This is a genomic window from Streptomyces sp. KR55 (assembly GCF_052245645.1).
Lineage (GTDB): Bacteria > Actinomycetota > Actinomycetes > Streptomycetales > Streptomycetaceae > Streptomyces > Streptomyces flavusporus.
Genome location: NZ_JBQQCE010000289.1, coordinates 1 through 12255, shown reverse-complemented (window position 1 = coordinate 12255; position 12255 = coordinate 1). Strand labels below are relative to the sequence as shown.

9 protein-coding genes are annotated in these 12255 nt (G+C 71.1%); all 9 read right to left on the bottom strand.

Translation table 11 applies throughout. The features are described from left to right. Window positions 1-722, bottom strand: a 722-nt coding sequence (locus tag ACTWQJ_RS33305) for an SCO3242 family prenyltransferase (RefSeq protein ID WP_443310225.1), incomplete at its 3' end; no start/stop codon positions are given. Continuing rightward, window positions 719-1894 (bottom strand): inositol-3-phosphate synthase, encoded by a 1176-nt coding sequence (locus ACTWQJ_RS33300; RefSeq protein WP_443310224.1) that lies wholly within the window; start codon window positions 1892-1894, stop codon window positions 719-721. The genes ACTWQJ_RS33300 and ACTWQJ_RS33305, both read right to left, overlap by 4 nt. Before the next feature lie 121 nt (window positions 1895-2015). Then, complete coding sequence (locus ACTWQJ_RS33295) at window positions 2016-5738, bottom strand: ThuA domain-containing protein (RefSeq protein WP_443310223.1); 3723 nt, start codon at window positions 5736-5738, stop codon at window positions 2016-2018. Window positions 5739-6002: 264 nt separating this feature from the next. Then, window positions 6003-7001: a sugar phosphate isomerase/epimerase family protein gene (locus tag ACTWQJ_RS33290; protein ID WP_443310222.1), complete on the bottom strand. Its 999-nt coding sequence runs from the start codon at window positions 6999-7001 to the stop codon at window positions 6003-6005. An 18-nt stretch (window positions 7002-7019) separates the two neighbouring features. Continuing rightward, window positions 7020-8228, bottom strand: a complete 1209-nt coding sequence (locus ACTWQJ_RS33285; protein ID WP_443310221.1) for a Gfo/Idh/MocA family protein — start codon at window positions 8226-8228, stop codon at window positions 7020-7022. 82 nt (window positions 8229-8310) lie between these two features. Then, window positions 8311-9354 carry a substrate-binding domain-containing protein gene (locus ACTWQJ_RS33280; protein WP_443310220.1) on the bottom strand — a complete coding sequence of 348 codons (1044 nt, stop codon included), beginning with the start codon at window positions 9352-9354 and terminating at the stop codon, window positions 8311-8313. Between the two features lie 17 nt (window positions 9355-9371). Further along, window positions 9372-10391, bottom strand: coding sequence for an ABC transporter permease (locus ACTWQJ_RS33275; RefSeq protein ID WP_443310219.1), 1020 nt, complete (start codon window positions 10389-10391; stop codon window positions 9372-9374). Continuing rightward, window positions 10388-11905 carry a sugar ABC transporter ATP-binding protein gene (locus tag ACTWQJ_RS33270; RefSeq protein WP_443310218.1) on the bottom strand — a complete coding sequence of 506 codons (1518 nt, stop codon included), beginning with the start codon at window positions 11903-11905 and terminating at the stop codon, window positions 10388-10390. Before ACTWQJ_RS33270 ends, ACTWQJ_RS33275 begins: the two co-directional genes overlap by 4 nt. Before the next feature lie 92 nt (window positions 11906-11997). Further along, the coding region (locus ACTWQJ_RS33265; RefSeq protein WP_443310217.1) for an ROK family protein at window positions 11998-12255 on the bottom strand (258 nt) is incomplete at its 5' end.

Sequence of the window (12255 nt, the reverse complement as noted above, 5' to 3'; positions counted from 1 at the left end):
ACCAGCCGGGTCAGCGCGCCCGTCGTCGCGAGGGCCGCCAGCGGGGCCAGGGCCGAACCGCCGGTGGTCTCCCGGCGGGAGACGGCCGTGACCGCGAGGGTGTGGCTGCCGAGCAGCGCGGCGGAGGGCAGTGCGGCCCGGGTGCCGCCGCCGGTGGCGGCCGCGCCCAGGAGCAGGTCGAGTCCGCGGGCGGCGGCCATGGCCACCGGGCCGGCGGGCGTGTGCTTGAGGGCGAGGTCGTAGGCCCAGACGGTCGCCGCCAGCGGCGCGGCCACCGCGAGGGCGGGCCGGCCGGCACGGGCGGCGAGCACCAGACCGGCGCCGGTGAGGCCACAGGCCGCGGTGAGGGCGGCGGCCGGGCGGATGCGGCCGGACGGAAGCGGGCGGTGGGGACGCTCCACGGCGTCCTCCGCGCGGTCCGCCCAGTCGTTCAGGGCCATGCCGGCCTCGTACAGGCACAGGGAGGACCCGATGGCGAGCAGGGTGCGGGGCCCGGAGCGCACCCCGGCCGCCGCCGCGCCGGCCAGGGCGTCGCCGGGGACGGTGAACAGCGCGGGCAGGCGCAGCAGTTCGGCCCAGGCGCCCGCGCGGCCGGAGCGGGGGCGGGGTGTGCGGGGCGCGGCGCCGCCGGGGAGCGAGGCGGCGTCCTCGGGGGCCGGGCCCGCCGCCGTCACCCCCGTCGACGCGGGCGTGTCCTGCGCTGTGGCCACCGTGCGGCTCACCGCTGCACCCCGCGATCACCGGCGCCGTCCCGCAGCCGCTCGGCAAAGCCCCTCAGCTCCGCATACTGCTCGGCCAGTGACGACGGGCTGTCCCCGACCGGGTCCTTGAAGTAGAAGCCCAGCTCGCCCAGCGGACCGGTCAGACCCTTCTCCTGGGCGCGGGCGACCAGACGGGCCAGATCGAGGACGAGCGGGGCGGCGAGCGCCGAGTCGCAGCCCTGCCAGATGGTCTGCAGAATCATGCGGGAGCCGAGGAAGCCGTCGAAGGCGATGTGGTCCCAGGCCGTCTTCCAGTCGCCGAGCGCGGGCACGTCGTCGATGTGGACCTCGCCCTGGGGAGCGGCGCCGAGGGTGTCGGCGAGGACGCGTTCCTTGCCGGCGTTCTTGGCGGCGGCGGCCGCGGGGTCGGCGAGGGCGGCACCGTCCCCGCCGCCCAGGAGGTTGGTGCCGGACCAGGCGCGCACGGCGAGGGCGCGCTGCAGGAACATCGGGCCGAGCACGGAGCGCAGCAGGGTCTGCCCGGTCTTGCCGTCGCGGCCCGCGTGGGGGACGGAGGCCGTCGCGGCCTCGTCGGCGAGCGCCGGGTGGTGCAGGCCCGTGGAGGGGGTGAAGTTGACGTAGGGGCAGCCGGCGCGCAGGGCGGCAGCCGCGTAGAGGGAGCTGGGGGGCAGCGTGCCGTCGGTGGGAGCGGGCTCGGTGGAGGCGACGTTCACCACGACGGCGCCCGAAAGGCCCTGGCGGCGCACAAAGTCGCGGATGTCGGCCGCGAACACGTCGATCAGTTCGTCGTGGGTGCGGCCCGAGCCGCCGTCCGTGTCGCCGGGCAGGGGGCCGCCGGGCCTGATCTCCCGGTCGGCGGCGACAAGTTCGGCGTGCACGGCGGAGGGCAGACCGTGCGGCAGGACGCCGCCGGCGGCGAGGTGTTCGGCGCGTTTGGGCAGCGGGCAGTCGACGGTGTCGTGACCGCCGAAGACGAGGGACGACAACGATGGCAGACCGCACGAGGTGAAGGGAGGGATTTCGGTGACCATACCGGTCGGCGGGTGGAGCCCGGCGGTGACGGCGGCGCAGCCCGCGATCGCGGTCGTGGCCACGGATCCGCGCGCCCCGATGAGCCAGACGCCGAAGCGCGGGGCCGGGGAGGGGGTGGGGAGAGACGGTTCGGCGGACATGGGCAGCCTCCTTGTCGTACGCGAACCGGGTGCGAGCGCCGGGAGTGGACGAGCGGGGTGCCGGGCGCGGGGCCCGGCGGGACAGCGGGCGGAGGTCCGGCGTCCTCCGCCCGCCGCCGTTCTAGTCGCCCTGGGCGGGCAGTTCCTTCAGCTGGATGTCGCGGAAGGAGACCTGGTCGTCGGCGCCGTGGTTCTGGAGGCCGATGTAGCCGTCGGTCAGGCTCCGCTCGGGGTCCGTGTTGGTGAAGTCGTTGATCTTGACTCCGTTGAGGAACACCTGGAGGCGTTCGCCCTGGACCTTGATCTCGTAGGAGTTCCACTGGCCGGGCGGCAGCAGGGCCTCGTCACGGGCCTCGATGTCCGCCGACTGGAACGAGTAGACGGAGCCCGTGGTGCGGTCGGGCGCGTCCGTGGCGTCGATCTGGATCTCGTAGCCCTTGTTCACCGCGGACCAGGGGTCGTCGGAGGCCGGGAAGCCCACGAAGACACCGGAGTTGTCGTCGCCCTGCATCTTCCAGTCGAGCTTGAGGGAGTACGACTGAAGCTCCTTGGCCTGGTACCAGAGCAGACCCATGCCGCCCTCGGACTCCAGGGTGCCGTCCTTGACGTTGAACTTGCCGGGGCCGGCCTGCTTCCAGCCGTCCAGGGTCTGGCCGTTGAAAATCTTCCGGTAGCCCGTGCTCGGCTTGCAGTCGGCCTTGACCTGGCCGGTGGCGTACTGCAGACCGCCGAGCAGATGGGCGCGGAAGGCCTCCTCGGCGTAGGACTCCTTGGTGTGGCCGCCGCCGGTGTAGAAGGAGCGGCCGCCGCCGTAGCTCTGGCACCAGGCGATCGGGTGGTCGCCCTTCATGGTGCCGCCCTGGTACGTCGTCTCGTCGAGGGTGGCGAGGACCTTGGCCTGCTCCCGCGGGTTGGTGCGGTAGTTGTACCACTCGTCGGTGCGCTCCCACGCGTCGTCCAGGTGCGCGGTGGACGGGTGGTCGTGGTCCTCGACGCGCACGGTGGCCTTCTGGATGGCCGGGTGCCCGGCGAAGTAGGCGCCGACGAGACCGCCGTAGAACTCCCAGTCGTACTCGGTGTCGGCGGCGGCGTGGATGCCCATGTAGCCGCCGCCGCCCGCGACGTAGTCCTCGAACGCCTTCTGCTGGTCCGCGTTGAGGACGTCGCCGGTGGTGGACAGGAAGGCCACCGCGTCGTACTTGGCGAGGTTGGCCGCGGTGAACTGCCGGGGCTCCTCGGTCGCGTCGACCGTGATGCCGGCCGGGGCGCCGAGCTCCTTCAGGGCGGCGATGCCGGCCGGGATGGAGTCGTGCCGGAAGCCCGCCGTCTTGGAGAAGACCAGGACCTTCTTGCCGTCCTTGAACGGCTCGGTGGAGAACTCGAAGTCGTCCACGTCGTACAGCGCGCCGTCGCCGCCCTTGAAGACCAGGTAGATCTCCGTGGTGCGTCCGGGCAGTGCCTGCAGCGGCACGTCGACGTTCTGGAAGGTCTCCCAGCTGCCGGTCGGCGGGATGTAGGCCGAGCCGTGCAGCGGCCCGTCGGGCGAGCCGGTGCGCAGTTCGATGTAGCCGCCGGCGCCGCCGGAGGAGGCCCGTACGGTCATCTTCTTCTGCCCGTCGAGCCGGTAGGGGCTGAAGGAGATCCAGTCGCCGTCGTTGATGTCGCCGACGGTCTTGCCGCCGTTGGCGCCGGTCTTGTCGTACGTCCTCACGCCCGACTGGGTGGTGAAGTGCTCGGCCTGGCGGTGCAGCGGCTGGAGCACGGTGCGCGCGGTGCCGGTCAGGGCCTCCTGGCCGCCTGCCCCGCCGTCGGTGTAGCTGGCGCCGACGACGCCGTAGATGTTGGCGTTGGGGTCGTGACCGCCATCTCCGGCGGGCGGCTTCAGGGTGCCCTCACAGCCCGTCTCGCTGGTCAGCTCGTGGGCGTGGGAGTCGTGGCCGAGGCTGTAGGCGACCTTGACCTTGGAGCAGTCGATGGTCTCCTCGGGGTCGGTGACGGTCACCTTGAACGGGACGGGTTCGCCGAAGGCGGCCAGGCTGCCGTTGCCCGGAACATCGATCTTCACCTTGGGCTCGGTGTTGCCGACCACGATCCGGACGCTGGCGTTGCCGGTGTTGCCCTCGGGGTCCTTGGCGGTGAAGGTGGCGGCGTAGGTGCCGGCCTTCTTGTACTGGTGGGTGGGGGTGAGGCCCTCGCCCTTGGTGCCGTCGCCGAAGTCCCAGCTGTAGGTGAGCTCCGGGGAGTCGGCGTCCTTGGCGGTGGCGGTGAAGGCGACCTTCAGGCCGACCGCGCCGGACGTCTTGTCGGCGCTCACCTCGGCGATCGGGGAAAAGCCGTCCTCGGCGTTCTCGATCCGGTACAGCGCGGAGTTCTCGTCGCCCTGGAACCAGGAGACGCCGTAGTCGAGGACGTAGAGCGCGCCGTCGGGGCCGAACTCCATGTCCATGATCTGGGTGCCGGTCCACGGGAAGTCGTTGATCTTCGCGACGGAGCCGTCCTCGTTCTGCTCGATCCGCTTGATCCAGCGGCGGCCGAACTCACCCGCGAAGAAGTCGCCGTCGAACTCCTCGGGGAACTTCACCTTGGAGTCGAGTTCGGGGTCGTAGCGGTAGACCGGGCCGCCCATCGGGGACTCGGAGCCGCTACCGAACTCGGGCACGGAATCGCCGTCGTACGGGATCCAGGCGGCCTGCGCGGGCGGCAGATCGGTGAGACCGGTGTTGTGCGGGGACGTGTTCTTCGGCGCGGCGCAGTCGAACTTCTCACCGGAGGCGCCGGTGGCGAAGTCGTAGTCGATGTAGGCGTCGTTGTCGCCGGTGCAGAACGGCCAGCCGAAGTTGGCTGCCTTGGTGACCTTGGCGAACTCGACCTGTCCCCCCGGGCCCCGGTTCGGGTCGGCGGCGCCCGCGTCGGGGCCGTAGTCGCCCACGTAGACAGTGCCGGTCTTCTCGTCGATGTTCATCCGGAACGGGTTGCGGAAGCCCATCGCGTAGATCTCGGGACGGGTCTTCTCGGTGCCCGGGGCGAAGAGGTTGCCCTCCGGGATGGTGTACGAGCCGTCCTCGGCGACCTTGATGCGGAGGATCTTGCCGCGCAGGTCGTTGGTGTTGCCGGCGCTGCGGCGGGCGTCGAAGGCCGGGTTGCGGTCCGGCCGCTCGTCGATCGGTGTGAAACCGTCGGAGGCGAAGGGGTTGGTGTCGTCGCCGGTGGACAGGTAGAGGTTGCCCTCGGCGTCGAAGTCGATGTCGCCGCCGACGTGGCAGCAGATGCCGCGGGAGGCTGCGACGTCGAGGACCTTCTTCTCGCTGGCCATGTCCAGCGTGCCGTTGGGGTTGAGGACGAAGCGGGAAAGGCGGTTGACGCCGTCGAACTTCTTGAAGTCCTCGGCGGTGCCGTTCTCCGGGGCGTCGCCCGCGGGGGTGTCGAGCGGCGGGGCGTAGTAGAGGTAGATCGCCCGGTTGTTCTCGAAGTCCGGGTCGATGCCGACGCCCTGCAGGCCCTCCTCGTCATGGGTGTAGACGGGGATCTTGCCGGCGACCTTGGTGACGCCGCCCTGGTCGGTGAGGCGCAGCGTGCCGTCGCGCGCGGTGTGCAGGACGCTGCGGTCCGGGAGCACGGCGAGCGACATCGGCTCGCCCATCTCGGGCTCGCCCTTGGCGAGCGGTACCTGCTGGAACTGCCCCTCGGCGGCTGCCGGTTCGTCGTTTTCCAGCTGGCCGGGGTGGGCGCCGGCGACGGTCGCCGGGGCGCCCACGGCCAGCATCAGGCCGGTGAACAGGGCGAGGGTGGTGCGGAGTCTGGGACGCCTCGTGGTCCTGGTGCCTTTGAGTCTGCTTCTGTGCACGAAGTCCCTCCGGGAACGGGGTGGGCCGTACGGAACGGGTGCGAAGACGTGCGGTGCGGGCGCCGGGGTGCGCCGTCACCCCGGAGGCGTGGGGGGCCTGAACACTTCAGGGAAAGTAACCGCGTTTGTCCGGGGCGAACACCCCTTGAGTCAGGACTTGTTGAACTTTTTCCCGACTCAGGACAAAGCAGGATCCGGGCAGGTCGGACCGGGGGCCGGCGGACGTTCCGGCCCCCGTCCCCGACCTGCCGTCGGGCGCGCGGATCAGCTGTTGAACGCGGCGTCGAAGGACGCGCTGGGCGGCTCGAAGTCGTACGCCTTGAGGCGGGTCAGCGCCTCGGGGGCGCCCTGGAGCCGGTCCATGCCAGCGTCCTCCCACTCGACCGAGATGGGGCCCTGATAGTCGATGGAGCGCAGCATCCGGAAGACGTCCTCCCAGGGGACGTCCCCGTGTCCGGCGGACACGAAGTCCCAGCCGCGGCGCGGGTCGCCCCACGGCAGGTGGGAGCCGAGCCGGCCGTTGCGCCCGTCGAGGCGCTTGCGGGCCTCCTTGCAGTCGACGTGGTAGATCCGGTCGCGGAAGTCCCACAGGAAGCCGACGGGGTCGAGGTCCTGCCAGACGAAGTGCGAGGGGTCGAAGTTCAGCCCGAAGGCGGGACGGCGGTCGACCGCCTCCAGCGCCCGCTGCGTCGTCCAGTAGTCGTACGCGATCTCGCTGGGGTGGACCTCGTGGGCGAACCGCACGCCCTCGGCGTCGAAGACGTCCAGGATCGGGTTCCAGCGCTCGGCGAAGTCCTCGTAGCCGCGTTCGATCATCGACTCGGGGGCGGGCGGGAACATCGCGACCAGGTGCCAGATGGCGGAGCCGGTGAAGCCGATGACGGTGTCGACGCCGAACGCGGCCGCGGCGCGCGCGGTGTCGGCGATCTCGGCGGCGGCCCGCTGCCGTACGCCCTCGGCGTCGCCGTCGCCCCAGATGCGGGCGGGCAGGATGGCCTGGTGACGTTCGTCGATGATGGCGTCGCAGACGGCCTGGCCGACCAGGTGGTTGGAGATGGCCCAGCATTTCAGGCCGTACTTGTCCAGCAGCGCATGCCGGGATTCGAGGTACGCGGGATCGGTCAGCGCCTTGTCGACCTCGAAGTGGTCGCCCCAGCAGGCGAGTTCCAGTCCGTCGTAGCCGAAGTCACGGGCGAGACGGCAGACCTCCTCGAGCGGCAGGTCGGCCCACTGGCCGGTGAAGAGCGTGAAGGTGCGGGGCATGGCAGGGGCTCCTCGATATCAGACCGCTATCGGTGTGTAGACGGAGTTCTTCTGGGCGCTCTCCTCCACCGCCGCGAGGACGCGCTGCACCTGGAGCCCGTCGGCGAAGGAGGGTTCGGGCCGGCGGCCCTCGGCGACGGCGTGGACCAGGTCGCGGGCCTGGTGGACGAAGCTGTGCTCGTAGCCGAGGCCGTGGCCCGGCGGCCACCAGGCCTCCAGGTAGGGGTGGTCGGGCTCGGTGACGAGGATGCGGCGGAAGCCGGCGTGTGCGTCGGGTTCGGTGCCGTCGTGGTACCAGAGCTCGTTGAGCCGCTCCAGGTCGAAGGCCAACGAGCCGCGTTCGCCGTTGAGTTCGATGCGCAGGGCGTTCTTGCGGCCGGTGGCGTACCGGGTGGCCTCGAAGGAGGCGAGCGCGCCCGAGGTGAAGCGGGCGGTGAACAGGGCGGCGTCGTCGACGGTCACCTGTCCGGTGCCGGCGGCCGTGACCGCGGACAGGCCTCGCGCGGAGCCGCCGGGCAGCGGGCGCTCCCGTACGAACGTCTCGGTGAGCGCGGAGACCCCGGTCAGCTGCTCGCCGGCCAGGTACTGCGCCAGGTCGACGATGTGGGCCCCGAGGTCGCCGAGCGAGCCGGAGCCGGCCAGTTCCTTGCGCAGCCGCCAGGTCAGCGGGGCCTGCGGGTCGACCAGCCAGTCCTGGAGGTACGTCACGCGGACGTGCCGCAGGGTGCCGATCCGGCCCTCGGCGACCATCCGGCGGGCCAGCGCGGTGGCAGGAAGGCGGCGGTAGTTGAAGCCGACCATCGCCAACTGGCCACGCTCGTACGCGGCTTCGGCGGCGGCCGCCATCGTCTCGGCCTCCTCGACGGTGTTCGCGAGGGGCTTCTCGCACAGGACGTGCTTGCCGGCGGCGAGCGCGGCCAGGGCGATCTCGGCGTGGCTGTCGCCGGGGGTGCAGATGTCGACCAGGTCGACGTCGTCGCGGGCGATCAGGGCACGCCACTCGGTCTCGGCCGCCGCCCAGCCGTGCCGGTCGGCCGCCGCCCGCACGGCGGTCGCGTCCCGCCCGCAGATCGCGGCCAGCACCGGGCGCCGGGGCAGGTCGAAGACGTGGCCCACGGTGCGCCAGCCCTGGGAGTGGGTGGCGCCCATGAAGGCGTAGCCGACCATGCCGATGCGCAGCGGAGGCTTCTCGGACTCGGCCCCTTCGGACGTTTGCGGCTGTGCCATATGGATGTCCTCCTCGTCGTCGTGGCGCAGTGGGGGGTGGGGCCCGACCGAGACGTGCGGTCGGGCCGTCGTACAGGGCGCCTCACTGGAAGCCGGTGGACATGTACTGGTCGACGTTGGTCTTGTCGACGACGGCCGAGTAGAGCGTGATCGACGCCGGGATCTCGTACTCGGCGAGGCCGCCGACGCCCTTGCCCTGGCCGAGGGCGCGGGCGAGGTCGATCGCGGAGGCGGCCATGGTGGGCGGGTAGAGGACGGTCGCCTTCAGGACGCCGTCGTCGCGCTCGATGGCCTGGAACGCGGAGAGCGCACCCGCGCCGCCGACCATCAGGAAGTCGTCGCGGCCGGCCTGCTCGATGGCGCGCAGCGCGCCCACGCCCTGGTCGTCGTCGTGGTTCCACAGGGCGTCGAACTTCGACTGCGCCTGGAGGAGCTGGGCCATCTTGGCCTGCCCGGACTCGACGGTGAACTCGGCGGCCTGGCGGGCCACCTTCCGGATGTTGGGGTAGTTCTTCAGCGCGTCGTCGAAGCCCTTGGTGCGCTGCTGGGTCAGTTCCAGGTTGTCCAGCCCCGCCAGTTCGATGACCCGGGCGTTGGGCTTGTCCTTGAGCTGCTCACCGATGTAGTGGCCGGCGTTGAGGCCCATGCCGTAGTTGTCGCCGCCGATCCAGCAGCGGTACGCCTGCGGGGTGTTGAAGATCCGGTCCAGGTTGACCACCGGGATCCCGGCCCGCATCGCCTTGAGCCCGACCTGGGTGAGCGCCTTGCCGTCGGCGGGCAGCACGACCAGGACGTCGACCTTCTTGTTGATCAGCGTTTCGATCTGGCCGATCTGCGCGGCCGTGTCGTTGGAACCCTCGGTGATCTCCAGGGTCACGTCCTCGTACTTCTCGGCGCGGCTCTTGGCGTTCTCGTTGATCGCGTTGAGCCAGCCGTGGTCGGCCTGCGGGCCGGCGAATCCGATGGTGACCTGCTTGCCCGGCTGGTCGTCGGCGGCCGGCTGGTTGCTGTCGGCGGCCTCGCCCTGCTCCTTGGGCTCGTTACTCGTGCAACCTGCGAGGAGGGCACCGGCCGAGACGGCGGCGGTCCCGAAGAGCAGTCCTCTGCGTGTGGGGAGCTGTGACATGGCGGTGAACCCTTTCCTCAGGTCGTGCTCGCGGTACGGCGCTGGACCAGCACGGCGGCGACGATGATCGCGCCCTTGGCGATCTGCTGAACGTCGCTCTGCAGGTTGTTCAGGGCGAAGATGTTGGTGATCGTGGTGAAGATCAGGACGCCGAGCACGGAGCCGACGATGGTGCCGCGACCGCCGCTGAGCAGCGTGCCGCCGATGATCGCGGCGGCGATGGCGTCGAGTTCGTAGAGGTTGCCGTTGGTGTTCTGACCGGAGCCGGACAGGATGATCAGCAGGAAGGCGGCGATACCGCAGCACAGGCCGGACAGCAGGTAGAGGTAGAGCCGCTGGCGGCGGACGTCGATGCCGGCCAGCCGGGCCGCCTCCGCGTTGCCGCCGACGGCGACCGTGCGGCGGCCGAAGGTGGTGCGGTTCAGGATCAGCCAGCCGATGACCGTGACTACGGCGAAGACCAGGACGAGCGGCGGGATGCCGAGCACGTAAGCGTCGCGTTCGCCGAGGTCGAGAATGCCGTCGACGGTGACGATCTGCGTCTTGCCGTCGGTGATCTGCAGCGCCAGTCCACGCGCCGAGGCCAGCATGGCGAGGGTGGCGATGAACGGGACCATCCCGCCGTACGCGATGAGCAGTCCGTTGACCAGACCGCAGCCGAGTCCGACGAGCACCGAGGTGAAGAGAATGCCGCCGAAGCCGTACTCCTGCGTGGCGACGGTGGTCGCCCACACGGAGGCGAGGGCGACGATCGCGCCCACGGAGAGGTCGATGCCGCCGGAGGTGATGACGAAGGTCATGCCGACGGTGACGACGCCGATCACCGAGGCCTGGGTGAGGACGAGTTGGAGGTTGCGGGTGTCGAGGAACTCGTCCGGCTTGGTGATGCCGCCGATGACGACCAGCGCGGCGAGCACGCCGAGAAGGGACAGGGTGCGGACATCGGCGCGGGCCAGGAGGCCGCGCCAGGCGGGGAGTTGACCGACCGGCGGCACCTTGTCGGTGCTGCCCCGCGGCGGGGAGACGGGCTGCGTCATGACGCCGGGCTTCCTTCCATCACGAGGTCGAGTACGCGGTGTTCGTCGAGTTCACGGGCGGGGGCGGTGTGTACGACGCGGCCCTCGCGGAGCACCAGGACGCGGTCGGCGAGGCCCAGCACCTCGGGTACTTCACTGGAGACCAGCAGGACGGCGAGGCCCTCGTCGGCGAGCCGGCGGACCACCGCGTACAGCTCGGCGCGGGCGCCCACGTCGACTCCGCGGGTGGGTTCGTCGAGCAGCAGGACGCGGCAGCCACGCAGCAGCCAGCGGGCCAGGACGGCCTTCTGCTGGTTGCCGCCGGAGAGGGTGCGCACCGGCACGGAGGGGTTGTCGGGCCGCAGCGACAGTTCGCGGGTCGCCGCCCGTGCGGCGCCCAGCTCTGCTCCGCGGTCGATCCAACCGCCGCGTGAGAAGCGCGACATGGAGGAGACCGAGACGTTACGGGTGACCGACTCCAGCATCAGCAGGGCCTGCGCCTTGCGTTCCTCGGGCGCGAGTCCGAGTCCGGCGCGGACGGCGGCGCGGACGCTGCCGGGCTTCAGCGGCCGTCCGTCGACCAGCACCTGGCCGGAACTCGGCTTGCGGGCCCCGTAGATCGTCTCCAGGATCTCGGAGCGCCCGGAGCCGACGAGTCCCGCAAGACCGACGATCTCGCCGGGCCGCACGCTCAGGTCGAACGCCTCGAACTCGCCGTCCCGGGCCAGTCCCCGGACCTCGAGCAGCGGCTCGCCCTGCGCCGGTGCGGCCGGCCGGTCGGGGAAGACGTACTCGACGTTGCGTCCGGTCATCAGCGCCACCACCTCACGCGTCGGCGTCGACTTCGCGGGCAGCCCGCCCGCCACCGCCCGCCCGTCCTTCAGCACGGTGACCCGGTCGCCGATGCGGCGGATCTCCTCCAGGCGGTGCGAGATGTAGACGACGGCGACACCGTCGGCGGTGAGGTCGCCGACGATCCGGAAGAGGTTGTCGACCTCGTCGGGGTCGAGCGCGGCGGACGGTTCGTCCATCACGATCAGCCGTACGTCGTGGGAGAGCGCACGCGCCATGGAGACGATCTGCTGCTGGGCCGCCGACAGTTCGCCGACCAGACGTGCGGGGTCGATCTCCGGGTGGCCGAGCCGTTTCAGCAGCTGCGCCGTCGAGGCCTTCGCCGTCCTGCGTCGTACGACGAAACCGGCGGCCGTGGGTTCATGGCCCAGGTGCACGTTTTCGGCCACCGACAGGTGCTCCACCAGGTCGAGTTCCTGGTAGATAGTGGCGATACCGAGGCGCATGGCGGCGATGGGCGAGCGGAGGGTGACCGGTTCGCCGCGCCAGCGGATCGTGCCGTCGTCGGGCTGGTGGGCGCCCGCCAGGACCTTGATGAGCGTGGACTTCCCGGCGCCGTTCTGGCCGAGCAGACAGTGCACTTCACCGGCCTGGACGTCGAGGTCGACGCCGTCCAGGGCGCGGACGCCGGGGAACGACTTGGTGATGCCGGACATGCTGAGCAGCGGTGGTTCTGGTGCCATGTGGGTTCCCCTTGGCGGGCGTGCGGGCCGGTTCAGGGCAGGGCAAAACAGAGCAGGGTGCGGTACTGGGCGAACTGTGGTGCGAGGTCTCGTTACGCAGGTGAGAACAGGTGGTCGCTGATCAGTCGGGCCGCGCCGATGACTCCGGCGGTGGGGCCCAACTCCCCCAGAACGATGGGCAGATTGCCGGTCGCCAGTGGCAGCGACTGGCGGTAGACCTGGGTGCGGAGCGCGGCGAGCAGGGTGTGGCCGAGGCCGGTCACCCCGCCGCCGATCACCACCAGGCCGGGGTTGAAGAAGCTGACCAGGCCGGCGATGACCTGGCCGGTGCGGTTGCCGCCCTCGCGGAT